This window comes from Dorea sp. (assembly GCF_977044405.1).
Genome location: NZ_CDRRQK010000016.1, coordinates 1 through 25,210, shown reverse-complemented (window position 1 = coordinate 25,210; position 25,210 = coordinate 1). Strand labels below are relative to the sequence as shown.

General features: G+C 40.8%; 24 protein-coding genes. 23 read left to right on the top strand and 1 reads right to left on the bottom strand.

The window, feature by feature from the left end; genetic code table 11:
• Positions 1-9: 9 nt before the first annotated feature.
• The 11 genes from ACWJAF_RS08615 (at position 10) to ACWJAF_RS08565 (ending at position 9,974) form a co-directional block, all read left to right on the top strand.
• Entirely contained in the window at positions 10-918 is a 909-nt protein-coding gene (locus tag ACWJAF_RS08615) for a LysR family transcriptional regulator (protein WP_448863264.1), read from the top strand.
• Positions 919-1,421: 503 nt separating this feature from the next.
• Entirely contained in the window at positions 1,422-1,946 is a 525-nt protein-coding gene (locus ACWJAF_RS08610) for a C-GCAxxG-C-C family protein (RefSeq protein ID WP_296094319.1), read from the top strand.
• Between the two features lie 23 nt (positions 1,947-1,969).
• A complete protein-coding gene (locus ACWJAF_RS08605) occupies positions 1,970-2,890 on the top strand; it encodes a TDT family transporter (protein WP_296032317.1) in 921 nt (306 codons plus the stop codon).
• Between the two features lie 103 nt (positions 2,891-2,993).
• A complete protein-coding gene (locus tag ACWJAF_RS08600; RefSeq protein ID WP_296032315.1) occupies positions 2,994-4,169 on the top strand; it encodes a MalY/PatB family protein in 1,176 nt (391 codons plus the stop codon).
• 274 nt (positions 4,170-4,443) lie between these two features.
• Complete coding sequence (locus tag ACWJAF_RS08595; protein ID WP_296032314.1) at positions 4,444-4,806, top strand: hypothetical protein; 363 nt, start codon at positions 4,444-4,446, stop codon at positions 4,804-4,806.
• Positions 4,806-5,240, top strand: coding sequence for a VOC family protein (locus ACWJAF_RS08590; protein ID WP_448863261.1), 435 nt, complete (start codon positions 4,806-4,808; stop codon positions 5,238-5,240). Before ACWJAF_RS08595 ends, ACWJAF_RS08590 begins: the two co-directional genes overlap by 1 nt.
• 156 nt (positions 5,241-5,396) lie before the next feature.
• Positions 5,397-6,254, top strand: coding sequence for a substrate-binding periplasmic protein (locus ACWJAF_RS08585; protein ID WP_448863258.1), 858 nt, complete (start codon positions 5,397-5,399; stop codon positions 6,252-6,254).
• 2 nt (positions 6,255-6,256) lie between these two features.
• The gene (locus tag ACWJAF_RS08580) at positions 6,257-6,940 is read left to right on the top strand and encodes an amino acid ABC transporter permease (RefSeq protein ID WP_296032311.1); all 684 of its coding nucleotides are present in this window, start codon (positions 6,257-6,259) and stop codon (positions 6,938-6,940) included.
• Positions 6,941-6,988: 48 nt separating this feature from the next.
• Entirely contained in the window at positions 6,989-7,723 is a 735-nt protein-coding gene (locus ACWJAF_RS08575; protein ID WP_448863256.1) for an amino acid ABC transporter ATP-binding protein, read from the top strand.
• Between the two features lie 159 nt (positions 7,724-7,882).
• Positions 7,883-9,034: an ATP-binding protein gene (locus ACWJAF_RS08570; protein WP_448863254.1), complete on the top strand. Its 1,152-nt coding sequence runs from the start codon at positions 7,883-7,885 to the stop codon at positions 9,032-9,034.
• A gap of 1 nt (position 9,035) precedes the next feature.
• Positions 9,036-9,974, top strand: a complete 939-nt coding sequence (locus tag ACWJAF_RS08565; RefSeq protein WP_448863252.1) for a GTP-binding protein — start codon at positions 9,036-9,038, stop codon at positions 9,972-9,974.
• A 128-nt stretch (positions 9,975-10,102) separates the two neighbouring features.
• Here ACWJAF_RS08565 and ACWJAF_RS08560 read toward each other — a convergent pair whose 3' ends face one another.
• A complete protein-coding gene (locus tag ACWJAF_RS08560) occupies positions 10,103-11,086 on the bottom strand; it encodes a LacI family DNA-binding transcriptional regulator (RefSeq protein ID WP_448863250.1) in 984 nt (327 codons plus the stop codon).
• Positions 11,087-11,344: 258 nt separating this feature from the next.
• Here ACWJAF_RS08560 and ACWJAF_RS08555 point away from each other — a divergent pair, with 258 nt between their 5' ends.
• The 12 genes from ACWJAF_RS08555 to ACWJAF_RS08500 all read left to right on the top strand — a co-directional run bounded on the left by ACWJAF_RS08555 (position 11,345) and on the right by ACWJAF_RS08500 (position 25,119).
• Positions 11,345-13,687, top strand: a complete 2,343-nt coding sequence (locus ACWJAF_RS08555) for a pyruvate formate lyase family protein (protein WP_448863248.1) — start codon at positions 11,345-11,347, stop codon at positions 13,685-13,687.
• A gap of 30 nt (positions 13,688-13,717) precedes the next feature.
• Positions 13,718-14,644: a glycyl-radical enzyme activating protein gene (locus ACWJAF_RS08550; RefSeq protein WP_296032395.1), complete on the top strand. Its 927-nt coding sequence runs from the start codon at positions 13,718-13,720 to the stop codon at positions 14,642-14,644.
• A 16-nt stretch (positions 14,645-14,660) separates the two neighbouring features.
• Positions 14,661-15,680: a zinc-dependent alcohol dehydrogenase family protein gene (locus ACWJAF_RS08545; protein ID WP_448863245.1), complete on the top strand. Its 1,020-nt coding sequence runs from the start codon at positions 14,661-14,663 to the stop codon at positions 15,678-15,680.
• Positions 15,681-15,710: 30 nt separating this feature from the next.
• Positions 15,711-16,091 (top strand): VOC family protein, encoded by a 381-nt coding sequence (locus tag ACWJAF_RS08540; RefSeq protein ID WP_055214853.1) that lies wholly within the window; start codon positions 15,711-15,713, stop codon positions 16,089-16,091.
• Between the two features lie 347 nt (positions 16,092-16,438).
• Positions 16,439-17,008, top strand: a complete 570-nt coding sequence (locus ACWJAF_RS08535) for a glycerol-3-phosphate responsive antiterminator (protein ID WP_448863243.1) — start codon at positions 16,439-16,441, stop codon at positions 17,006-17,008.
• Between the two features lie 113 nt (positions 17,009-17,121).
• Positions 17,122-18,618 carry a glycerol kinase GlpK gene (glpK, locus tag ACWJAF_RS08530; RefSeq protein WP_448863242.1) on the top strand — a complete coding sequence of 499 codons (1,497 nt, stop codon included), beginning with the start codon at positions 17,122-17,124 and terminating at the stop codon, positions 18,616-18,618.
• Between the two features lie 45 nt (positions 18,619-18,663).
• Positions 18,664-19,374 carry an MIP/aquaporin family protein gene (locus ACWJAF_RS08525; protein ID WP_448863240.1) on the top strand — a complete coding sequence of 237 codons (711 nt, stop codon included), beginning with the start codon at positions 18,664-18,666 and terminating at the stop codon, positions 19,372-19,374.
• 212 nt (positions 19,375-19,586) lie between these two features.
• Positions 19,587-21,023 (top strand): FAD-dependent oxidoreductase, encoded by a 1,437-nt coding sequence (locus tag ACWJAF_RS08520; RefSeq protein WP_448863238.1) that lies wholly within the window; start codon positions 19,587-19,589, stop codon positions 21,021-21,023.
• An 82-nt stretch (positions 21,024-21,105) separates the two neighbouring features.
• Positions 21,106-22,383 (top strand): NAD(P)/FAD-dependent oxidoreductase, encoded by a 1,278-nt coding sequence (locus ACWJAF_RS08515; RefSeq protein ID WP_448863237.1) that lies wholly within the window; start codon positions 21,106-21,108, stop codon positions 22,381-22,383.
• Between the two features lie 2 nt (positions 22,384-22,385).
• The gene (locus ACWJAF_RS08510; protein ID WP_448863235.1) at positions 22,386-22,757 is read left to right on the top strand and encodes a DUF1667 domain-containing protein; all 372 of its coding nucleotides are present in this window, start codon (positions 22,386-22,388) and stop codon (positions 22,755-22,757) included.
• A 176-nt stretch (positions 22,758-22,933) separates the two neighbouring features.
• Positions 22,934-23,983 carry a transglutaminase domain-containing protein gene (locus tag ACWJAF_RS08505; protein ID WP_448863340.1) on the top strand — a complete coding sequence of 350 codons (1,050 nt, stop codon included), beginning with the start codon at positions 22,934-22,936 and terminating at the stop codon, positions 23,981-23,983.
• 14 nt (positions 23,984-23,997) lie between these two features.
• Positions 23,998-25,119 carry a DUF3878 family protein gene (locus ACWJAF_RS08500; RefSeq protein ID WP_448863338.1) on the top strand — a complete coding sequence of 374 codons (1,122 nt, stop codon included), beginning with the start codon at positions 23,998-24,000 and terminating at the stop codon, positions 25,117-25,119.
• Positions 25,120-25,210: the final 91 nt, after the last annotated feature.

The following is a 25,210-nucleotide window of genomic DNA, read 5'->3' as shown; positions in this document are numbered from 1 at the left end:
TATAGTAAAATGGATATTAAAGATTTAAAAATATTTCAGACAATTGCAGAAGAAAAAAGTATAGCAAAGGCATCCCGTATTCTCTACATGACGCCTCAGGGAATCAGTAAGATTGTAAAAAACCTGGAGCAGGAGATGGGATGCCGTCTCTTTTTGAGGAATAAATCAGGCATGGAGCTTACGGAGAGCGGGGAACGTTTTCTGGAATATGCGAAGAAAGATATTGCAGATTATTATCAGGTGAAGAAAGATATTCTGCATATTGAACAGCGCCAGAAGAAAGTGGTAGATTTGTTGTCAGCATATGGAATTATCCGTATGGTGACCCCGGAATGCATTATAGAATTTGGCCGAAGATACCCGGATATTGAGTTCCATTACAGGGAATATCCGGATCTGCAGGTAGAGCGTTTGTTTGCAGAAAATGAGGGAAATGTAGCATTTTCCATCGGGGAATTTGATGAGGAATTATATCATGTAGTACCGATAGAAGTATTTCAGTTGCAGCTTCTGGTAAATGAAAAAGATCCGTTAAGCCAGAAAGAGAGTGTGACGATAGAAGATCTGAAAGGAAGACCATTATATATTGAAAGTAGTCAGTTTGCACTCTATCATCTGATTGTGAAAAAATGTGAAGAAGCCGGATTCCAGCCGGATATTGCATTTCAGACAAGTGGATTCAGTCTGTGCCATAAGATGGTAAAGGCTAACAAAGGAATATCAGTGACGGTAAATTTTGTCTTTGATGATATGAAGGAAGAAGGAATGAAGATGGTTCCATTTTCCGACGGGAATTATGAATGGAAAGTATGTATGATCACGAGAAAAGAGGAAGAAGAAAATGAAGCGGTCCAGTGCTTCAGAAAGTTTATACAGGAGTGGATTGAAAAGATTAAGCGTGGAGAAATTATACGGTAAATGAGCAACTAAAGTGTGTCTGAAAAATGCTTTCTGTTAAATATACTGCAAAGTGGAACATATAGATTGTAGAAATGATTTTTCAGACACGCGCCAGCTTTGCGGCATATCTTGTGTTTATTCGGCTGGCATAGATCTGTAGAGTGTTACGTAAGAAAAAAGTTGATATAAAGAAACAAAAAGTTGAGGATAAGCCATAAATTCTACATTGTCAACAAATGAGCAGTGTCAGAGTTATGGCTTTTTTGTATAGAAATATAGCAATTATAGATAAAATGAATAAGGCACTGATTCTATAGATAAAGACACTTTAACAAATAAAATTTGTGAATATATAATATGGATATATGGTGTCGTGGACAAAAGCTCAAAAAGGCAGGCATACTTGTACGATAATGCATTTAAGACAAGGAGCAAGAGGATATCTTTTGATCATAACATCGGTATATGGGTATTGGGGAATACCTGGAGAAAATAATATTTATTTACAGGAGGTTATATTTATGAACATCGGAGTAACAGAAATCAGCCCAAGAGAGGTACAAAGAGCAGCAGAGAAAAATTTTAAAGGTGGATACTATTGTTGTGAAGCACTGATGTGCACCATCCGTGATGCTTTCAAACTGGATGTACCAAAAGAAGTCATTGCAATGTCATCCGGTATGGCAGTCGGAGCAGGAAAATCAGGATGTGTCTGTGGTGCATTTAATGGTGGATTACTTGCACTTGGAATGTTCTTCGGAAGAACAGAACAGGATGGACCAACCAATCCAAAGAGTATCAAATGTATGGAACTGACACATGAACTGCATGACTGGTTTAGAAAAGCCAATGGAAAGAATGCAATCTGCTGCAGAGTCCTGACAAAAGAATTCAACATGGGACAGGGAGAGCATAAAGAGCAGTGTATCTACTTCACAGGCCTGTGTGCATGGAAGGTAGCACAGATTGTCTGTCGTGAGCTGGGAATCAAGAACCTGGATGAAATTGATGAACCGGCGGAGCGTCGTGCAATTGCAGATATCTAGACTGGAAAGGAAGACAAGAAACTATGAAAGACGTAATCAAAAAAGTACCGATTCCAATCTGTGGAGTTATGCTTGGAGCAGCGGCCCTTGGTAACCTGCTTCAGAGCTATTCTGAAGGAATTCGTTATGTGTGTGGAGTGTTTGCAGCATTTTTACTGATTCTGGCACTTTTGAAACTGATCATGTTCCCGGGGGCTGTAAAAGAGGATATGAATAATCCAATTATGGCAAGCGTATCCGGAACATTTCCAATGGCACTTATGATCTTAAGTACTTATGTGAAACCATTTATCGGACAGGCGGCTTATTATATCTGGCTGTTTGCGATTGCATTACATATTGTGCTGATTATTTATTTTACTGTGAAGTTTGTATTCAAACTGCAGATGCCAAAGGTATTCGCAAGTTATTATATCGTATATGTTGGAATTGTCGTTGCATCAGTCACGGCACCTGCTTATGAGAAACTTGCAATCGGAAGTGCGGCGTTCTGGTTTGGATTTGTAACGCTGATTCTGTTACTGATCCTGGTTACATATCGTTATGTAACAGTGAAAGAAGTACCGGATCCGGCAAAACCACTGATCTGTATCTATGCGGCACCGACAAGCCTCTGCATCGCAGGATATGTACAGTCTGTCATGCCGAAATCTTACGGATTCCTGATGGGAATGTTTGTAGTTGCAACGGTGATCTACATTTTTGCACTTGTAAAAGCAATCGGCTATCTGAAGATGCCATTCTTCCCAAGTTATGCGGCATTCACCTTCCCATTTGTCATCAGTGCGATCGCTTCAAAACAGACGATGGCATGTGCAATGAATATGGGACATCCTATGCCGTTCCTGAAATATGTAGTACTGATTGAGACGATTATTGCGGTTGTTCTGGTTGTGTATACTTATATCCGGTTTATGGGATTTATCTTTGGTGGAAAGAAATAAATAAAATAATAAAGGGTGGCTGCTTATTGTAGGGCAGCTGCTTTTTGTGTTACACTAAACAAAGTCAATTTACAGAGACAGGGGAGAAAGGAGGAAAATGGCTATGAAATATAAATTTGATGAAATCATTGACAGAAGCAGGACAAATTCGTTTAAATGGAAAGCCAGAGAACTGAAAAATAATGGGCATGAAATGTATCCAATGTGGGTGGCGGATATGGAATTTGACGCATCTCCGGCAATCCAAAAACGTTTGGCCGACAGGGTGAAAGAAGGCGTATTTGGCTATGAACTATTGTCAGAAGATTATTATAAGGCAGTACAATACTGGTTGAAAAAACGTCATGGCTGTGAAATTCCGGCAGGACAAATAGTATACTGTGCGAATATGATGAGCGGACTCAGTATCATCCTTCAGGAATATACAGAAGAACAGGATGAAGTAATGATGAATGTTCCAACATATGGAAATTTCTATCATACGATTGAGGGGTGTGGACGTGCGGTCAATGGCAGCAAGCTGAAAGAAGTGAATGGAAGATTTACATTTGATCTTGAAGATATGGAGCGGAAAGTGACGAATAGAACAAAAGCATTTTTGTTGTGTAATCCGCATAATCCGACAGGAACTGTATGGACAGAACAGGAACTGGAAGGAATCTGTCAGTTTTGTAAGGCGCATGAACTACTTATTATTTCGGATGAGGCGCATTATGATTTTGTGTTTCACGGACAGCATACAATGTTGAGAAAGATTGCTGAGAAATATGATGTATCATCAGTTACGATGATATCTCCGGGAAAGAGTTTTAATGTGGCGGGCGTACAGACAGCAGCGTTACTTGTAGACGGAGATACGATGAAGAAGCAAATTATGAGCCGGATGAATGCAATGGCTTATCCATTTGAACACGCATTTGCAGAAGGAGTAACAGTCGGAGCATATATGGAAAGTGAAGATTGGTTCGAGGAAGTCTACCGTTATATTAAAGAAAATAAAGAAATGACAGTTCAGTATATCAGGGAAAATATTCCGCATCTTAGAGTGCCGGAATCGGAAGCTACTTATCTGTTATGGGTGGACTGTAGCGCTATGAAGATGACAGATGAAGAAATTATTGAATTCTGGAAAAATGAATGTGGTATAATGCCAAGTGGCGGCTTGGAATTTGGTGAGGCAGGAAGTCAGTATGTCAGATTGAATCTTGCCTGCCCGAAGAAAATACTGCTTAGAGTATTGGAGAATATGAAAAAAGGATTTGACGGATTGAAAAGCTAAATCCTATAAATAAAAAATAAGTGTATGAAGTATAGAAATGTTTATGCTTCATACACTTATTTTTGTTGTGGATTTTGCTGTAGTATTACTTTGTGAATGCAAGTTCAATGGCTTTGTGAAGATCAAATCTTTATTATAAATATAACAGAATATCAGCTGAGAGGCTTATAGATTAAAATGATACATCGGTTAAATTATAGAAATATCAAATTTGATAGAAGAAATTGAGAGATGTTATAATTAGTTAAAATAACAGAGAAGAGGAGAAACGGACATGATAAAATATTCCTACACATTAGTTGTTGAAGATATAGAAAAATCAGCAGCATTTTACCAGCAGTATTTCAACTGGAATGCAGACAGAAAAGGGAAAGAGTCGGCGTGGATAAACACAAAATCTCCACTTGTATTCAGTGTGGTTGAAAAGACTTATCTATATGATGGTCTTGGAATTTCAGAAGAAGAATTACCGGAGCAGTCTTTCTGTACCTGGCTATACGGATCAGAAGAAGAACTTTTGGCTGAAAAAGCGGAGCTGCTAAGAAAAGGGCTGATACAGATTGGAGCATTAGGTCACTTTCTGAGAGATGGAAATGGCAGAATCTGGGAGTTGAGAAAAGAAGGAGATTTAATTTAATGGGAAAGCATACAGCGCATGGATATTTGGTAGAAGATGTATATAAAGAAGCGGAAAAATTTACAAAAGTGTTTGGTTTTAAACCAGCGAGGATTGATGAGACATTTGCCGGATTTCCGATGGAAGGAAAGGTGGAGTTTTTTCTGTGGCAGTGGAAACATCTGGAGGATAATCTTGGAAAGGATGTAATGGAAAAGGTGAAATATCGGGATCAACAGGCAATTCGATGTGACACACCGGAAGAAGTGGACGAAGCATATGAACAGCTGAAAGCGGAAGGGATGGAATTTATTTCAGAACCAAAAGACTATGAGTGGAATGCCCGCTGTGTATATTTTTTGGATGCGTCAGGACATATGTGGGAAATATATTGCTGGACAGGCGCAGTACCGTTAGGAGATCTGGATCCGGCCAAGGAAAAGAATGGATTATAGAAATGAAGACGAAATAGTTGGATGGTGCATAGAAAGATTGCAATAAAAACATAGATAACATCTATGAATAATGCAACATATAAAAACAATCAATTTGAGTTATTTGATAGAAAATGAGACAATCAAATAAGTGATTAAGAATGGAGGATTAAACAAATGAAAAGGAAAATTATAAGCACATTGTTATGTGTATCTATGTGTGCTGCATTGATGATGGGGTGCGGTCAGTCAGACAAATCGGACACAAAAGAGAACAAGAAAACAGAAGAGTCAAAAGATGAAGCAAAAGACGACAAGTTGGACCTTGGTCTGGATGTTGATTCTGTAACAGTTGCAACGTCACCGGGATATGAGCCGTTTGAGTTTGAAGAGGATGGTGAACTGAAGGGTTATGATGTGGATATCTGGAATGAATTTTCTGAGAGAACAGGGATTGAAGTAAAATGGGAGTATGCTGATTTTAGCGGGCTTCTTGGATTACTTTCTTCGGGAAAGGCAGATGCAGTATCTGCGCAGATGTCCCCAACAGAAGAAAGAAAGGATTCATATTTATTCTCTGATCCGGTTGATTATTATGGTTCTACAGTGGTAGTTGCGAAAGATAATGACGAGATTAAGAGTGTAAAAGATTTGTCTGGAAAAACAGTAGGTGTTGGTTCTGGAAACTCTATGCAGCAGGCTGTAGAAGACATGTATCCAAAGGGTGATGTTAAGTTTGAAGTATACACATCTGCAACTTTGGAAGCAATGTTTGATGATATTGCTTATGGACGTATCGATGCAGTACTTGCTCAGGACATTCAGACATACATGGCTATGAAATCAAATAAGAATCTTAAAATCAAAGTTTTGGAACCATTTGCATATGATATAGCAACTATTGTATTTGCAAAGGATAATACAGAGTTGTGTGATGCTATGAATAAATTTATCAAGATTATCAAAGAAGATGGTACTCTGCAGGAAATCTCTGAGAAATGGATTGGTGCAGATATTACTACTAAGAAGGAATAACTATGACTTATTTAACAGAAACGTTTATCCCATATACAAAAGTATTGACTCCACTGCTTTTAGAAGGATTATGGATTACGATATATGTTTCGGCTTTAGCCTTTCTGCTTAGTGTTATATTGGGAGCTATATTGGCAATTATTCAGCATTTTCACGTAAAAATATTAAGTCAGCTTGCAAAAGTCTATGTATCATATTTCAGAGGTACACCGCTGCTGATTCAGTTGTTTCTGTTTTATTATGGATTACCAATGGTATTTGATGTAATGAAACGATGCCCGAAGACATTTGCGTTGGTGCTGTGTCTGGGACTTAACAGTGCAGCGTATATATCTGAGAGTATACGTGGAGCAATTGAAAGTGTAGATAAAGGACAGTATGAAGCGAGTATTGCATTTGGGTTGACACATTCGCAGATGATGCTGAAGATTATACTTCCGCAGGCAGCTGTTGCAGCAATCCCTCCAATTGTGAATTCATGCCTGGATATTATCAAAATGTCTTCACTTGGAATGACGATTGGTATTCAGGATATTATGGGTGAAGCTCAGTTGACAGCAGCTACATATTACAAGACATTTGAGACATATATACTGGCAGCAGTATTTTACTGGATACTGGCTATTGTATTGGGAGTAGTGCAGAAAAAGGTTGAAAAAGTAATAAGCTCTGCTTATCAGAAATAGTTATGAGGGGGTGTGGATAACATCCCCTTATACATATAGGAGAAACATATGCTTGAAATTAAGAATTTGTCAAAAAGATTTGGAAATCAGCAGGTACTGGATCATATTAGTCTGAAGATTGAAAAAGGAAAAGTAATTGCGGTTATTGGTCCGTCGGGAACTGGTAAATCAACACTTCTTCGCTGTATTAATGTACTGGAAAGACCGGAAGAAGGAACAATCCAGCTGGATGATCAAATGTTTGATTATGAAAAACTTAGCAAGGCAGATATTCAGGTGTTGCGTACACGGACATCCATGGTTTTTCAGAATTCAAATTTATACCGGAATAAAACAGCACTTGAAAATATTACAACTCCACTGACATTGGTAAAGAAGATGCCGAAAGAAGAAGCAGATAAAATTGCATTAGATTTGTTGGAAAAAGTAGGGGTACTGGAAAAGAAAGACGCATATCCAGAGACACTTTCAGGAGGAGAAAAACAGCGTGTAGGAATTGCCAGAGCACTGGCGGTTAATCCGGATATTATTCTATTTGATGAACCAACATCTGCACTTGATCCGGAATTAGTTGCCGGAGTGTTAGATGTTATCAAAGATCTGGCAAAGCAACATACAACGATGTTAATCGTGACACATGAAATGAAATTTGCAAAAAATGTTGCAGATGAAGTTGTTTTTATGGAAGGTGGACACATTGTAGAGATGGGATTGGCGCATGAAGTGTTTGAAAATCCGAAAGAAGAAAGAACCAGACAATTCCTTTCCCAAAATAATGAATAATTTAAAAAGTAAAAAAGGAACTCAAATTTAACATTCAAGTGTTGGAAGAAATTTGAGTTCTTTTTTTATTTTTAAAAGATAGGCCTATGTCAAGATTTCTTGCATAGCCTTGAAAAAAAGGTTATACTCATAAGTATCAGTAAGAGGGAGGTTGCCTTTATGCCAAAACGATTTTGTGTGACAGGAACGTGTATTCCGGAAAAAAATTATATGGTAGATATCAGTGGACGGATTGATCAGATTATTCGGGATTATATTGAAAAAGGTCAGTATTTTACAATCAATCGTGCGCGGCAGTATGGAAAGACAACGACTCTTTATTTGTTGGAGCGGCGTCTGAGAGAGAAATACATTGTTCTGAGCCTTAGTTTCGAAGCTGCAGATGAGTATTTTGAATCCATGGGAAGTCTGGCAGAAGGGTTGCTTATGGATATCGGTGAATGTCTGAAAACACAAAATGTAGATGATAATGTTATAGAAGAATGGAATTATCCTCTATCAGAGCGTTTTCCGATGCGTTCATTGGGGATGAAAATCAGTTCTTTGTGCAAGACATGTGGAAAAAAAATCATACTTATGATTGACGAGGTGGATAAAAGTTCGGATAATCAGATTTTTTTATCATTTTTAGGATTGTTAAGAGAAAAGTATCTGAAATGGCAGCAGGGAAAAGATGAGACATTCCAGTCAGTGATTCTGGCCGGGGTCTACGATGTAAAAACATTAAAATTAAAACTACATCCACAAGAAGAGATGAAGTATAACAGTCCGTGGAATATTGCAGTAGATTTTCAGATGGATATGAGTTTTGACTGTGAAGATATCGAATCTATGCTGAAAGAGTATGAATCAGAGCATCGGACAGGAATGCATGTACAGGATATTGCGAGGATAATATACGATTATACTTCGGGCTATCCATATCTTGTTTCCAGAATCTGTCAGATTATAGATGAGAGAATTGTAGGAATAAAAGAGTTTGGAAATGTTTCATCAGCCTGGACGAAGGAAGGGGTTCTGGCTGCGATAAAGATTTTACTAAAAGAACCGAATACTTTATTCGATGACATGACAAAAAAACTGTTAGATTATCCACAGCTGCAAGAAATGCTTCAGAATATTCTTTTTGGCGGAATTGATTTTCCATTTAAAAGAGAAACACCGATGGTTGATCTGGGAGTTACCTTTGGATTTTTAAAAGATAAAAATGGAATTGTTGCAGTTTCCAACCGGATTTTTGAGACACAACTTTACGAAGTATTTTCTGCGGAGAGAGCAATTAATAATAAAATATTTGAGGTAGCAGGGTGAAATGGTAAAGATAGATCTGATCACCGGATTCTTAGGCTCCGGCAAGACAACATTTATAAAAAAATATGCAAAATATCTGATCGACCAGGGAGCAAATATCGGAATACTGGAAAATGATTACGGTGCAGTCAATGTAGACATGATGCTGTTAAAAGATCTGGAAGGTGAGAACTGTGAACTGGAGATGATCGCCGGAGGATGTGATGCGGATTGCCATAGAAGGCGCTTCCGTACGAAACTGATCGCAATGGGAATGTGCGGATATGACCGTGTGATCGTAGAGCCGTCGGGGATCTATGATGTGGATGAATTTTTCGATGTATTACGGGATGATCCGATCGACAGATGGTATGAGATTGGGAATGTGATCACGGTCGTTGACGCAAAACTGGAGGAGGAACTGTCGGATGAAGCAGATTATCTGCTGGCATCCGAGGCTGCGAATGCAGGATGCATCGTACTCAGCAGAAGCCAGGAAGCGTCGGAGAAAGAGATTGAAAATACAGTCTCACACCTGAATGCTGCAATGGAGAAAGTACAGTGTAAAAGAAGATTTAAGGATGAGATTGTGGTAAAAGACTGGACGGCATTTGATGAGGCAGATTATGAGACATTTTTATCCTGTGGATATGTACCGGAGAATTACCGGAAGATGCATATCGAAGAGGGAGAGACATTTAAATCCCTGTATTTTATGAACCTGGATAAGACGACAGACGAGATCACAGAAGCAGCAAAGAACATTCTGGAGGATAAAGAATGTGGACGAGTATTCCGTGTCAAAGGATTCCTGAAAGATGAAGCCGGAGAGTGGCTGGAATTAAATGCCACACATCAGGAGATGAGAATCTGTCCAATTCCGGAAGGACAGGTAGTTGTGATCGTGATTGGAGAAGAACTGAATGAGGAGAGGATACAGCAGTATTTTGCGATGCAGTAAGAAGATACAGGGCAGAGAACGATTTAAAGAAATCGTTAGAAAATAACTATAAAAATAAATGTCAAAAATAAGAATGCCATATGGTACTGTGCGATCACAGATGTGAACTGCACCATATGGCATTTTTGTTATTCCGGCTGGTCCGGCCGGGTATATTCGTTATAAATGATGATCTCTTTTCGGGAACTTTCCGGCTCCCGGATACGGGTTAAGATCTGTCTTGCGGCAGAGATTCCCATGTCATATTCGTTCTGAACAATGATTCCGTCATCTGAAGAAAACAACCGGTAGAGATCTTTGTGCTGATAGCCGAGAAGCTGTACATCCGGATAGTCTGCATGATGCTGGTTAAGATAACAGCAGGCATCTACCGTCATCAGGTTATTGCCGATCACCAGAGCTGTGCAGGACTGTGCCAACAGTTGGCCGGTGAGGTCGTAGGCATTGTGCGTAAGAGAAGTTGTCTCCTTTATCCGGTCATGGTCAACAGGCAGATCATGTTCGGTCAGGAAATCCAGATATGCCTGCAGACGTTCCCTGGAAGTGCTGAGATGTGGAACATCACCGATATAGCCGATCCGGGTATGTCCGCAGGACAGCAGATAGTCCATTCCCTGTTCGATGGCATCTGTATCAGATACACTGATGATATCGAATGGACAGCCTTTCAGCTTGCGGTCCACGAGAACGACAGGGAATCCGGCAGGAATATATGGCGCGATGTCTTTATAATTCTTTGCCGAAGAGGCCAGTACAATGCCGTCTACAATACCGGAAGTAAGATACTTTAACTGTTCAATCTCAAGATCCGGAGATTCTTTGGTATTGGTAATAATCAGTGTATAACCGGAATTGCGAAGCTCTTGTTCCAAGGAATCAATGATGTTGGAAAAGTAATTATTCGAAATATCCGGAACGATAAATGCAATGATATGCTTCCTGCCCGTTTTAAAGCTTTTGGCAGTCTGATCCGGTGAATACTTCAGCTCTTTGATCGCAGCTCTTACTTTTGCAAGAGTTTCCGGAGAGAGCGCTTTGGTTCCGTTAATCGCATAGGATACGGTTGCAACGGAGACACCGGCTTTTTTTGCAACATCTTTCATGGTACTCATATAGTTATCCTCCGTGGTGAAACGTTTATACAATCTATGATAAAATAGAGATAAAACTTTTGTCCTATTTTTATTTTAAGAGACGATTATAGAAAAGTCAATGTGATATTTTAGAAATACAACGCGTAAAAATGCCTAAAAATAGGCACTGAAATATGTGGATTACTGCTAATTGACAATTATATATGCAGAGAAGTAGAATGAAGACATAAAGGATAAACGTTTAACCGAACTGGATAAAACAGGAGGGTGAAAAATATGTATTGGAAAGAGGCATATAAGACAAGAACGAAAGCGGCATATCAGGGATATAACACGATCTATAATAATGAACCGAGACTGGATTTTGCGGAACTTCTGGATCATATGGAAAGATTCACAGAAGTATATAAGGAATGTAAGAATGATCCGCCGGCAATCCGCGAGGCGAAATGTCTGGATGCACAGTTTCCGCAGATTATGCTCGGAATCATGCCGAATGATCTGTTCTGCGGAAGGGCGGATATCTTTCCGCTTGGAATGAATGCACAGTACATCAACAGCGAGTGGGGATTCGCAATGAATTTTGACTGGTTTGATGAGAAGATCGCAGATGAAGAGATTCCGGTGAGTGACAGAGAACATCTGAAAGCATTGCGGGATTACTGGATAGATCATACATCGACAAAGAAGTTCCTTGCAGAGATGGATCCGGAAGATAAAGTGTATCTGGTAACAGGATGTGTGACCGATGGAACAGTTCTTGATCTTGCAAATTATCCGCATGCAGCAACTGCACTTCAGCGAGTAGCAGGGATCTTTCTGGATTATCATAAGCTTCTTTCATATGGACTGGAAGGGCTGTATGAACTGATCGGTACGAAGCAGAAAGAGCACACGGAATATGATCCGAATTTCTATACAGGAATGCAGATGGGAATCCGCACGGTGCAGAAGACACTGTTATGGTATGCAGAGGAAGCAAAGAGACTGGCAGTGCAGGAGGAGAAGGAAGACAGAAAGTCAGATCTTCTGGAGATGGAACGGATCTGCAGAAAACTTACGAAGGAACGTCCGGAAAGCTTCCGTGAGGCCATTCAGTTAGTCATCATCTATACGATGATTGACGGGGCAAGAGAATGGGGACGCATGGATGATTATCTGGCATCATTCTATACAAAAGATATCCAAAACGGAGTGATCGATGAAGAGGAGGCTATCCGACTGCTGACCAGTTTCTGGCAGCTGATGATCGCAAAAGAGCAGGTAACGGATGATCGCGTGATCGTAGGAGGACTTGGAAGAAAATATCCAAAAGAAGCAGATGAACTGGCACTTGTCATCATGGAAGTATCCAGACGTGTCAGAGATATCGTGCCACAGCTTACACTTCGCATGTACAAAGGTATGGATGAGCGTTTGTATAAAAAGGCAATGGAATGCATCGGAGAAGGAACGACATATCCGATGTTATATCAGGATGAAAATATCATTCCGGGAGTCATGAATGTATTTGGAATCAGCTATGAAGAAGCACTCAACTGGATGCCGCTTGGCTGCGGGGAATTTACGATTGATCACAGCATTATTGTAAGCCCGAATTCCGTACTGAATCTGGCGAATGTATTATGGGGAACCATTAACGGCGGCTATGATGCAACAGGTACTTACCGTCTGACTCCGAATCAGACCAGTCTTACGGACTATCAGACATTTGATGAACTGTGGAAGACCTTCTGTGATAATGTAGCTTTCTTGACAGATGTCAGTGCGAGAAACCATTCCAGAGGCTATGAGATCATTGCCCAGGATATGTCCCTGAACCTTCATAATATCCTCTATGACGGATGCATCGAGAATGGCAAAGGTGTCATAAGCGGCGGAACGGTAAAATGTGGCGGAAGCGATGAGATATATGGAATAGTCACCTGTTCCGATTCCCTGTATACAGTGAAAAAATGTATTTATGATGATAAAAAAATTACCGCAGAAGAACTCTTACAGGTACTAAAAGAGAATTATCAGGGACACAAAGATGTGAGAAAGATGCTTCTGGATGTGGATAAATTCGGAAATGATCTGGAAGATGTGGATAACATGATGAAAGCAGTGCACGAGATGGTGTGTAATACAATGCTTGCAATATCCGGCAAGTATTACGGACTGGACTGCTTTGGAATGGTCAATATCAATAACCGTGATAACACAACATACGGAAGACATACCGGAGCAACCCCGGATGGAAGATATGCAGGCGATTCACTTTCCAATGCCAATAATCCGACATCGGGGATGGATAAGAACGGTGTAACAGCATTCATCAACTCGTTGTTAAAAGCAAGAGGAGACATTCACTTTGGAACCGTTCAGAATATGAAATTTTCCAAAGAAACATTTAACGATATGAGAGAGACGGTCATCTATCCGCTTATGGATTCTTATTTTGGACGTGGCGGAACACAGGCAATGATCAATGTAATCGGAAGAGAAGATCTGGAGAATGCAAGAAAAGAGCCGGAGAAATATTCGAACCTGATTGTCCGTGTCGGAGGATTCAGCGCACGTTATGTAGAACTTGCGGATGATGTGCAGTTAGATATTTTGAATCGTACGTTGAATTAAGCTGAAGGTGACAGATCAGGAGGTGGAAAATTGGATAAAGAAAACACATTAACAATATTCGATCTTCAACGCTTCGCTCTGCATGACGGACCGGGAATCCGTACAACCGTATTCTTAAAGGGGTGTCCGCTTGACTGTCTGTGGTGTCATAACCCGGAATCAAAGAAAAAGACATCACAGCTTGGATATTTGGAAAAGAACTGTATCGGATGCAGACGGTGTGAAAAGGTATGTCCCCGGAAGGTGTATGAAATCACCGGGGAAGGGGAGCAAAAAAAACATAACGTATATTTGGAAAGATGTATCCAGTGCGGAAAATGTGTAGAAGCCTGTCCAAACCATGCACTCAAAATATATGGCTGGAATGTCACAGTAGAAGAAATTATGCATACCGTCTGCAAAGACATTGATTTTTATCAAAAAAGCGGCGGTGGCCTTACCATCAGCGGTGGGGAACCGATGTTACAGTTTCAGGGACTTCTGAAACTTGTAAAGAAGGCAAAAGAATGTGGAATGCATGTATGTCTGGATACCTGTGGTTATGCGGATATGGATAAATATAAAGAGATAGTGCCATATATCGACCTGTTTTTGTTCGATTATAAGGTGACCGGTGAAAAAGAGCATGAAAAATATACCGGAGTCAGTAACAAAAAGATACTGGAGAATCTGGATATGCTTTGTAAAAATAATCATGCAGTAATTTTAAGATGTCCGATCATACCGGGGATTAATGATCACGAAGAGCATTATAAAAAGATTGCAGAGTTATCCAGAAAATATCCACAGATCGTAGAAGTAAACCTGATGACCTATCATGACATGGCAAAAGGAAAAGCCGCACAGATTGGAACAACCTATGCACTTGCAGATCTTAAGACGATTGAAAAAGAAGAAAAGCAGAAGATATATAAGCTGGTAGAGAGCTACGGATGTAAAAAATTGAAAGAAAGCTAAAAGGAGGAAATAAAACATGAAAGCAGCAGTATTTTACGAACCGGGTGTTGTAAAAGTAGAAGAAAAGGATGATCCGGTGATTCATGGGGATGAAGTCCTGGTCCGTGTCATGGCAGCAGGTATCTGTGGAACAGATCTGCACATATATGATGGTGCCAAAGGTGCATCGGAATGTTTCCCACCGGTTGTATTAGGACACGAGTTTGCCGGAATTGTAGAAGCGGTAGGAGAAGATGTGGTACATGTCAAGGTTGGTGATCATATAACGGTGGATCCTAGTATCATGTGTGGAAAATGTTATGCATGCCAGACCGGAAGACCACATTTCTGCGAATCCTATTCTGCGACAGGTGTTACTTATGATGGCGGATTCGCACAGTTATGCAAGGTCAGAGAAGAACAGGTCTATGAGCTGAAGAAAGAGGTACCATTTGAGGAAGGTGCTATGTGTGAACCACTGGGATGCTGTTTACACGGAATCGATCGGGCAGGCATCCGCACCGGAGATACGGTTCTGATTATTGGTGGTGGTACAATTGGACAGATCATGATCCAGCTTGCAAGACTTGCAGGGGCAGCAACGGTTATCTTATCAGAGCCAATCGAATCCAAGCGGGAAATGGGTCTTAAGATGGGAGCCGATTATGCGGTGGATCCTATGGAAAAGACACCATTTGACCTTATGAAGGAAGAAGGCATTAGAGAAATCAATGTAACAATCGAATGTGTGGGAAGAAAAGATACGATGTTAGACGCATTCAGATACGTTGGCAATGAAGGCCACATTCTCTTATTCGGTCTGACCGAACCGGACTGTGAGATCCCGGTTAAGCCATACGAGATATTCCAGAGAGAACTGACAGTTACAGCGTCTTACGTCAACCCATTCTCACACGGAAGAGCAGCAGGACTTGTGAACTCCGGAAAGATCAGACTGGCAGATTTGATCTACGACAGACTTCCATTGGATGAGATCAATGAAGTATTCAAAATCCGTGGCAAAAATGGTAAAATGATGATATTCCCAAACGAGTAAAATATGACAATCAAAAGGAGGAAGAACAACATGAAAAATTACGCAACAGGAATCCAGCACATCGGAATTCCAACAAAGGACATGGAAGCAACAAAAGCATTTTTTGCAAAACTTGGTTTTGAACCGGCATTTGAGACGGTGAATGAGGGTGCAAAAGTAGCATTCTTAAAATTAGAAAACCTGGTGATTGAGACATATGAATCAGATGAGGCAACGATGAAAGCCGGAGCCATCGATCATGTCGCAATTGATGTAAAAGACATTGAAGAGACATACAAAGAAGTCTGTGCAATGGATCTTAATACGACAAATGATGAGATTCATTTTCTGCCATTCTGGGATAATGGAGTAAAGTTCTTTACGATAAAAGGACCTAATGAGGAGAAGGTTGAATTCAGCCAGTTTCTGTAAATCTATTTGAAAAAATGGAAATCGTTAGAAATACATCAGGAATGTTAATAAAATAACTAAAAATCTTTGTGTAAAAGACACAAAATTGATATATTTCAACAAAGGAAACGGAAAAATAATTGTGTATAATAGATGAAAAATAAAAAAATGACCAAATGTCATTGAGAAAAATTGTGCACTGTGATATAGTAAGCACAGTTGAACAAGAGAGCTGAGATAGGAGAGCGGATACGAGTAATCAGACGGTTACTTTTATACGCGCTCCTTTTTTTTGAAAAATAATTGAGATTGTAATAGAATAAGTTGGGAAAATAAAAGTTCAGCAAAAAAGATAAGGAAGAGGAAAAATGGATCAGATATTTTACGATGCGGTCGGTAATAATCCAATCATTGCGGCTGTAAAGAATATGAAAGACATAGAAGTATGTTGTGCGATAGAGGAGATACAGGTGGTATTTATATTATTTGGAGATGTCTGTTCAATAGACAGGATTGTACAACAGGTGAAAGAAGCAGGAAAGGTTGCAATGGTACATGTAGATCTGATCAGTGGTCTTAGTCCAAAAGAGGTTTCTGTGGAATATCTTAAGGAACATACAGAAGCAGATGGCATTATATCAACAAAACCATCGCTGATCAAGAAAGCAAGAGAACTTGGTTTGTATACAGTTCTCAGATATTTTTTACTGGATTCCATGGCATTTGAAAATATCAGACAGCAACAGCATACGGTAAGACCGGATTTTATAGAGGTACTTCCGGGTGTGATGCCAAGAGTGATAAAAAGAATCTGTGGTTCGGTGAAGACACCGATCATAGCAGGAGGACTGATAACAGATAAAGAAGATGTGATGGCTGTATTATCAGCCGGAGCAATTGCAGTTTCATCAACCAATCATCAGGTGTGGAAGATGTAATGACTGTACAGAATGAAACAGAATATTTAATTGCTTTTTGGGGAGCAATTCAAATAGAACGCATGCGAAAATAGTAACCAAAGAAATTAGCAGAAAATCAGGAGGAAACAAATATGGCTAAATATGTAATGGCGTTAGATGCAGGAACTACCAGTAACAGATGTATTCTTTTTAATGAAAAAGGTGAGATGTGCAGCGTGGCACAGAGAGAATTCACACAGTATTTTCCAAAACCGGGCTGGGTTGAGCATGACGCTGATGAGATATGGGCAAGTATGCTTGGAGTTGCAGTAGAGGCAATGAATATGATCAATGCAGAAGCAGAAGATATCGCAGCGATTGGTATTACAAACCAGAGAGAGACAACAATTGTCTGGGATAAAGAGACAGGAGAACCGGTACATCATGCAATCGTATGGCAGTGCCGCAGAACATCAGAGTATTGTGATTCCTTAAAAGAAAAAGGATTAACAGACAAGTTCCGTGAAAAAACAGGACTGGTCATCGATGCATATTTCTCGGGAACAAAAGTAAAATGGATTCTGGACAATGTTCCGGGCGCAAGAGAAAGAGCGGAAAGAGGAGAATTATTATTCGGTACAGTAGAGACATGGCTGATCTGGAAACTGACAAAGGGAGCTGCTCATGTAACAGATTATTCGAATGCATCACGTACAATGTTATTTAACATTAATACATTGGAATGGGATGATGAGATTCTGGAAGAACTGAATATTCCAAAATGTATGTTACCGGAACCAAAGCCATCAAGCTGCATTTACGGAGAAGCAGATCCTTCTTATCTTGGAGGTGCGATCCCGATTGCAGGTGCAGCAGGTGATCAGCAGTCCGCATTATTCGGACAGACATGCTTTAAGCCGGGAGAGGCGAAGAATACATATGGAACAGGTTGTTTCCTTCTGATGAATACAGGAGAAAAGCCGGTATTTTCTAAGAACGGACTGGTTACCACAATTGCCTGGGGACTGGATGGAAAAGTAAACTATGCACTGGAAGGTTCTATCTTCGTAGCAGGAGCTGCAATCCAGTGGTTAAGAGATGAACTTAGGATTATTGATTCGGCACCGGATTCAGAATATATGGCAAAGAAAGTAAAAGATACCAACGGATGTTATGTAGTACCTGCATTTACAGGACTTGGAGCACCGCACTGGGATCAGTATGCGAGAGGAACAATCGTAGGAATCACCCGTGGAGTGAACAAATATCACATCATCCGTGCAACACTGGAATCCCTTGCATATCAGGTCAATGATGTATTAGTTGCAATGAAGGCAGATTCGGGAATTGATCTGGCAGCATTAAAGGTTGACGGAGGCGCAAGTGCCAACGATTTCCTGATGCAGACACAGAGCAATATCATCAATGCGCCGGTAAACCGCCCGCAGTGTGTAGAGACAACAGCGATGGGAGCTGCTTATCTGGCAGGACTTGCAGTCGGATACTGGGGAAGCAAAGAAGACGTTGTTAAGAACTGGGCGATCGATCAGACATTCGAACCTAAGATTGATGATGAACAGAGAAATAAGATGATCAAAGGCTGGAATAAGGCCGTAAAATACGCTTATGGATGGGCGAAAGAAGATTAATAATTGAAGAAAAACAGATAAATAGAAAAAAGGGGGAAATTTTCTATGTTACCTTATATTGCAGAATTTTTGGGGACAATGATACTGATTATTCTTGGAGATGGAGTGGTTGCAAATGTAACCCTTAATAAATCAGGAATGAAAGGTGGCGGAACAGTTCAGATCACATTCGCCTGGGGACTTGCGGTTATGGTGCCTGCATGCATATTTGGGGCTGCATCAGGTGCGTCATTTAACCCGGCTCTTACATTAGCACTTGCAATTGACGGAAGTTTTGCATGGTCTATGGTTCCTGGATATATTCTGGCACAGTTTGCCGGTGCATTCGCAGGTGGTGTGATTGTATATCTTTTATTTAAAGGACAGTTTGATGCAACAGAAGATAAAGCTACCAAACTTGGAGTGTTCTGTACAGCACCATCGGTTCCAAAACTTGGACTTAACATTTTCAGTGAAGCGGTTGGAACATTTATACTTGTATTTGCAATCAAAGGAATGGCGAATGTGCCGGAACTTACAGATGGACTTGGTAAATTTATCGTATTTGGAATCATCGTTTCGATTGGTATGTCACTCGGTGGTCTGACGGGATATGCGATTAATCCGGCGAGAGATCTTGGACCACGTCTGGCACATGCGGTTCTTCCAATCAAAGAAAAAGGAAGTTCAAACTGGAGTTATGGAGTGGTGCCTTTAGTAGGACCAGTAATAGGAGCTGTTGCTGCGGTATTGCTTTTTGGGGCGATTCCGTGGTAGAATAACAGAGAAAAGAGAATAATAGGCGTGAGAGAAGAGAGCCTGACAGGATAACCGCATATTCGGGATGCGTTTACTTGTCAGGCTCTTTTTTCAGAAATAAGCCGGAAATTACAATATGTCAGAGGCAGGAACCGCCATGTAATACGTGACGAATACCTCGTAGCAAGAGCACAAAAGGATTCTTGAAAAGACGTAAAGGAGAGAAAGAAATGTATGATGTAATCATAATCGGAAGCGGAGTCTCAGGCTCTGCGGCCGCAAGAGAGTTATCCCGCTACAAAGCGGATATATGTGTATTAGAAAAAGAAGAAGACGTCTGCTGTGGAACGTCAAAAGCCAACAGTGGAATTGTGCATGCCGGATATGATGCCGAAATTGGGTCACTTATGGCAAAGTTAAATGTCCGTGGAAATGCAATGATGGAAGAGCTTTCAAAAGACCTGGATTTTCCATTCAAGAGAACCGGTTCACTGGTAATCTGTCTGCGGGAAGAAGACATGGACAAATTACAGGCATTATACGACAGAGGCGTGGCAAACGGAGTAACGGGACTTCAGATCTTAAGCCGGGAAGAAGTGCTCAAGATGGAACCGAATATTGTAGATAATGTCTATGCAGCGCTTTATGCACCGTCAGCAGGTATCGTATGTCCATTCGGATTGAATATCGCAATGGCAGAAAATGCCTGTGAAAATGGTGTGGAATTCAAGTTCGATACAGAAGTAACAGAGCTGAAAAAAGTAGAAGATATCTGGGAAGTCCATACAAATCAGGGAGTTTTCAAGACAAGATATGTAGTAAATGCAGCTGGTGTCTATGCAGATAAATTCCACAACATGGTCAGCAAAAAGAAAATACATATCACACCAAGGCGTGGTGATTACTGTCTGCTGGATAAGACAGCAGGAGCACATGTAAGCAGAACAATATTTGCATTGCCAAATGAATTCGGAAAAGGAATTCTGGTGACACCGACAGCGCATGGCAATCTGCTTCTTGGACCTACAGCAATAGATATCGAAGAAAAAGAAGGAACGAACACGACAAGAGAAGGACTGGATCAGGTGCTTACAAAAGCAGGACAGAATGTAAAAGACATTCCGATGCGTCAGGTAATCACCTCATTTGCCGGGCTTCGTGCACATGAAGACGGACATGAATTTATCATAGAAGAAGTCGAAGATGCAAAAGGGTTCATCGACTGTGCGGGAATTGAGTCTCCGGGACTTACCAGCAGTCCGGCAATCGGGGAGATGGTTGCAGGTATCTTAAAAGAAAAGATGCAGTTGGAAGAAAAAGAGAATTTTATTGCAACAAGAAAAGGAATCCTGGATCCAAATACTCTGACGAAAGAAGAAAGAGTGAAATTAATCAAAGAGAAACCGGCATACGGTAATATTATCTGCCGTTGTGAGATGATCACAGAAGGTGAGATTATCGATGCAATCCATAGACCTCTGGGGGCGAAGTCTCTGGACGGAGTAAAACGTAGAACCAGAGCAGGTATGGGGCGGTGCCAGGCCGGTTTCTGTTCCCCTAGAACGATGGAGATTCTTGCAAGAGAGCGGAACGTTCCAATGGAAGAAATTACGAAGTCAGGTGGAAGTTCAAAAATTATCGTAGGAACAAATAAGGATCAGCTGTAACAATGATGCAGAAAGCTGTGACAGAGAATTTAACGGCAACAGATTGGAAAGTAGTTTGAAATAGAAAAAAGGAAGATAGAATATGAAAACATACGATATAGTAATCATTGGCGGCGGCCCTGCAGGACTTGCGGCAGCCATATCAGCACGGGATAATGGAATCCAGGATATCCTGATCCTGGAAAGAGATAAAGAACTGGGAGGAATTCTGAATCAGTGTATTCATAATGGATTCGGTCTTCATACATTCAAAGAAGAACTGACCGGACCGGAATATGCAGGAAGATTCATCGAACAGGTAAAGACTCTTGGCATTGAATATAAATTAAATACAATGGTTATGGATATCAGTCCGGATAAGATTGTGACTGCCATGAACCGCGAAGAAGGTTTGTTTGAAATCCAGGCAGGAGCAGTGATCCTGGCGATGGGATGCCGTGAGCGTTCCAGAGGCGCACTGAATATTCCGGGTTACCGTCCGGCAGGAATTTACTCAGCAGGAACTGCGCAGCGCCTGGTTAATATGGAAGGTTATATGCCGGGAAGAGAAGTCGTAATCTTAGGTTCCGGTGACATTGGCCTTATCATGGCAAGACGTATGACACTGGAAGGCGCCAAGGTCAAAGTTGTGGCAGAATTAATGCCATATTCCGGAGGCCTGAAGCGTAATATCGTGCAGTGTCTGGATGACTACGACATTCCGTTAAAATTAAGCCATACCGTTGTAGATATCAAAGGAAAAGAAAGAGTGGAAGGCATCACACTGGCAGAAGTAGATAGTAAGGGCAAACCAATTCCTGGAACAGAGGAAGAGTATACCTGTGATACATTATTACTTTCCTGTGGACTGATCCCGGAAAATGAAATCTCCAGAGGTATGGGCGTAGATATGAACCCAGTAACATCCGGACCGAAGGTCAATGAAAGTCTGGAGACAAATATCGAAGGCGTATTTGCCTGTGGAAATGTGCTACATGTGCATGATCTGGTAGATTTCGTATCAGAAGAAGCAAAAACTGCCGGAAGAAACGCAGCGGAATATGTGAAAGATTTAAAGACAGAAACAGACAGTGATGAAAAGGTACAGAATATTGTGTTAAATCCGGTGGAAGGTGTACGATACACAGTTCCAAGTACCATCAATCCGGCACATATGGATGAAAGTCTTACCGTACGGTTCCGTGTCGGCGGTGTTTACAAGAACTGCTATGTAAGTGCATATTTTGATGAAGAAAGAGTGATTCATAAGAAACGTCCGGTCGTTGCACCAGGAGAGATGGAGCAGATCAAGCTTACAAAAGAACAGCTTATGAAGTATCCGAATCTTAAAACCATTACAGTAAAGATAGAGGAGGCATAAAGATGGAAACAGTAACAAGAGAACTTATATGTATCGGCTGTCCGATGGGCTGCCCTCTGACTGTAACAATGGAAGCAGGAGAAGTCATCAGCGTAACAGGAAATACCTGTAAGCGTGGAGATATCTATGCGAGAAAAGAAGTAACCAATCCAACCAGAATCGTAACCTCGACGGTAAGAGTAAGCGGCGGAGAAGCGGATATGGTATCGGTAAAGACAAAAGAAGATATTCCTAAGGGGAAAATCTTTGAATGTGTGAAAGCATTAAAGACTGTGGAAGTTCCGGCACCGGTACATATCGGTGATGTATTAGTGAAAGATGTTGCGGGGACCGGTGTGGATATCGTTGCAACAAAGAATGTAGAAACTGTATGATGAAAGTGAATAAAAATGTCTGGAAAGCCTTTATAGAAAGGAATTCCAGACGTTTTTTTCTCTTAATATACAGATAAGTAGTAAACAACAGAATTGAAAACTGCAGAATTTACAGGTATAATTTTAGCAACAAAGAGTGATTGAAGAGAGAAAAAGAGAAGAAGAGGAAGACAGCAATGGAACCATATTACTACAGCAAAATGAATAAAATACAGCAGGCAGCCTATCACGCCATCTGGCAGGGACTGCTTACAATCTCAGATTCTATACAGATTCCAAGACTGGAAGCGGAGGAACTTTATAATGTATTCTTCCGGTTGCGCTTAGATCATCCGGAAATCTTCTGGGCGACCGGATATAAGTACAAATATTACCAGGATTCGCCGAATTTCATCTTTATCCCGGAATATCTATTCGATAAAAATAAAATAAAAGAACATCAAAAAGCCATGAAGTCCAGAGTAGAAAAGCTCACAAGACCGGTAAAAGACAAATCTGAATGGGAAAAGGAAAAATATGTGCATGATTTTATCTGTGAAAATGTACATTATGACAAGTTAAAAAAGCCATATTCCCACGAGATCATCGGACCACTCGGACAGGGAGTAGGTGTCTGTGAAGGCATTGCCAAATCCGTAAAAGTATTATGTGACGCGCTTGGTATCTGGTGTATGATCGCAGTCTGTGGGAACAATCCGGAAAAAGGGATCAAATACCGCCATACATGGAATATCGTAAGAATCGGTGGAACGTATTATCATCTGGATGCGACATTTGACAATACGCTTGGTAATGGTGGGAAGATGGCAGAAAAGCAGGCAAAAAAAGAGAATCGTTATGATTATTTTAATCTGGATGATAAAAGTATTTTCAGAGATCATGAGCCATTGATCGCACCTGCACCAAAATGTGAAGATGGAGATCATTTTTATTATAAAGAAAAGAAACTGTCATTTACGAAGACGGAAGATGTATATAAGAGAGCATTGCAGACGGCGAAAAAAGGGAAAGTATTCACGTTCCACTGGAGAGGCGGCTATCTGACGAAAGCAGTTCTGAAAGAACTTCTGGATCTGATTGAAAAAGCGGGAAAGGAAAAACAGAAAAATGCAAGGATCAGCCTGAACTGGCCGCAGGCAGTGCTGCGTTTTGATTATGTAGAGACTGCCGGAGAGACGGAACCGGAGGTTGTGGTCGAAGAGGCAAATGAAGGAGAGAAAGAGTAGTGGATGCATTTGTAATGTTACAGGAGCTGTTGGAGCAGGATCAGTTCGAGTTGATTCTGCCGGATGAGAAAGAGTGCAAACAACAGGAAGAAGATAATAAACCGGAAAGTCCGGCAGCAGGACAGAAGAAAAAGCAGGATATCCGCCTGGTCTATCTTATGAATGATGCGGTGGAAAGCTTTCTGGTCTTTCATAATGCGAGAATGACGGGCGAGTATCAGACGGATTATGAAGGTGAGATTATAGCTTCCATGAGCTGTCAGGATGTTTTAAAAGATCAGAAAGAAGAAACTCTGAAAGAAGTGAGTGAAGAAGCAGGGAAGGGCCATGAAAAAGAGACAGCTGATAATGAAACGGCAGAAGAAAAAAAGACAGAGTATATTCTCGTAGTGCATCAGGGGGATTCTGTTGTTACAATATTCTTTGAAGATATTCTGACAGACGTACATTTATATGATTATGGCGGAATCGGACATTTCTGGGTAAAAGAGTATGAATACTTAAGACAACTGGAATACCGCTTGGCGATTATGCGTGATAAGCTTGATTATCTGGGAGAGGAATACTGTACACCGGAGGAACAAAAGCTTGCGATGCTGGTAGATTTTCCACCGCTGAACTATTGCTGTTATCCGGCAGTACCGGAGAAGTATATTGTCCCAAGGGTAGAGCCATGGGTGCCGACGCAAGAAGCGATTGCGGTAATGGAAGAACTGGCAGAAGAGGCCGGAGACTGCGGTTTATCAAGAATCCTGAAAACATACCGGCAGCAGCCAAAGCCACGCATAGCAAGGAAGATTGCAGCAATGCTTCATCAGAACGCACATGCCCAAGTAGTCGATCTGCTGGATGAAAGATTGAAACAGGCAGTGTCCATTTATAAAAAACGCTCTTTCGGAGAAGAAATGGATCAGGTATGTCTGGAACTGTTCCGCAAAGTAGAAAACAGACAGAGACAATTACAGAAAGAAGGCAAAGAATCTATAATTCTAAGAGAAGAACCATTTGAGATTGCAAAAGACAGTATCGGTTATCAGGTACATCTGATGATCTGGGAAAAGAAACTGATGAACCGCAAGGTGAAGATAGAAAGTTATCCAGTGACATGCTCCCACCACTTAAATCACAGATTTTGAAGTGAGGGCTTCTTGCTCAATGGCTCTACTGAGCCAAGTATCTACAAGCTATCCTCGCGTGCCCCGCGATTCATTTTTACCCAGTTATGGA

Bases quoted from the DNA above. Each gene is read 5' to 3' on its own strand.
- ACWJAF_RS08615 (WP_448863264.1), top strand. From the start codon at position 10: ATGGATATTAAAGATTTAAAAATATTTCAGACAATTGCAGAAGAAAAA.
- ACWJAF_RS08610 (WP_296094319.1), top strand. From the start codon at position 1,422: ATGAACATCGGAGTAACAGAAATCAGCCCAAGAGAGGTACAAAGAGCA.
- ACWJAF_RS08605 (WP_296032317.1), top strand. From the start codon at position 1,970: ATGAAAGACGTAATCAAAAAAGTACCGATTCCAATCTGTGGAGTTATG.
- ACWJAF_RS08600 (WP_296032315.1), top strand. From the start codon at position 2,994: ATGAAATATAAATTTGATGAAATCATTGACAGAAGCAGGACAAATTCG.
- ACWJAF_RS08595 (WP_296032314.1), top strand. From the start codon at position 4,444: ATGATAAAATATTCCTACACATTAGTTGTTGAAGATATAGAAAAATCA.
- ACWJAF_RS08590 (WP_448863261.1), top strand. From the start codon at position 4,806: ATGGGAAAGCATACAGCGCATGGATATTTGGTAGAAGATGTATATAAA.
- ACWJAF_RS08585 (WP_448863258.1), top strand. From the start codon at position 5,397: ATGAAAAGGAAAATTATAAGCACATTGTTATGTGTATCTATGTGTGCT.
- ACWJAF_RS08580 (WP_296032311.1), top strand. From the start codon at position 6,257: ATGACTTATTTAACAGAAACGTTTATCCCATATACAAAAGTATTGACT.
- ACWJAF_RS08575 (WP_448863256.1), top strand. From the start codon at position 6,989: ATGCTTGAAATTAAGAATTTGTCAAAAAGATTTGGAAATCAGCAGGTA.
- ACWJAF_RS08570 (WP_448863254.1), top strand. From the start codon at position 7,883: ATGCCAAAACGATTTTGTGTGACAGGAACGTGTATTCCGGAAAAAAAT.
- ACWJAF_RS08565 (WP_448863252.1), top strand. From the start codon at position 9,036: ATGGTAAAGATAGATCTGATCACCGGATTCTTAGGCTCCGGCAAGACA.
- ACWJAF_RS08560 (WP_448863250.1), bottom strand. From the start codon at position 11,086: ATGAGTACCATGAAAGATGTTGCAAAAAAAGCCGGTGTCTCCGTTGCA.
- ACWJAF_RS08555 (WP_448863248.1), top strand. From the start codon at position 11,345: ATGTATTGGAAAGAGGCATATAAGACAAGAACGAAAGCGGCATATCAG.
- ACWJAF_RS08545 (WP_448863245.1), top strand. From the start codon at position 14,661: ATGAAAGCAGCAGTATTTTACGAACCGGGTGTTGTAAAAGTAGAAGAA.
- ACWJAF_RS08540 (WP_055214853.1), top strand. From the start codon at position 15,711: ATGAAAAATTACGCAACAGGAATCCAGCACATCGGAATTCCAACAAAG.
- ACWJAF_RS08535 (WP_448863243.1), top strand. From the start codon at position 16,439: ATGGATCAGATATTTTACGATGCGGTCGGTAATAATCCAATCATTGCG.
- glpK (WP_448863242.1), top strand. From the start codon at position 17,122: ATGGCTAAATATGTAATGGCGTTAGATGCAGGAACTACCAGTAACAGA.
- ACWJAF_RS08525 (WP_448863240.1), top strand. From the start codon at position 18,664: ATGTTACCTTATATTGCAGAATTTTTGGGGACAATGATACTGATTATT.
- ACWJAF_RS08520 (WP_448863238.1), top strand. From the start codon at position 19,587: ATGTATGATGTAATCATAATCGGAAGCGGAGTCTCAGGCTCTGCGGCC.
- ACWJAF_RS08515 (WP_448863237.1), top strand. From the start codon at position 21,106: ATGAAAACATACGATATAGTAATCATTGGCGGCGGCCCTGCAGGACTT.
- ACWJAF_RS08510 (WP_448863235.1), top strand. From the start codon at position 22,386: ATGGAAACAGTAACAAGAGAACTTATATGTATCGGCTGTCCGATGGGC.
- ACWJAF_RS08505 (WP_448863340.1), top strand. From the start codon at position 22,934: ATGGAACCATATTACTACAGCAAAATGAATAAAATACAGCAGGCAGCC.
- ACWJAF_RS08500 (WP_448863338.1), top strand. From the start codon at position 23,998: ATGTTACAGGAGCTGTTGGAGCAGGATCAGTTCGAGTTGATTCTGCCG.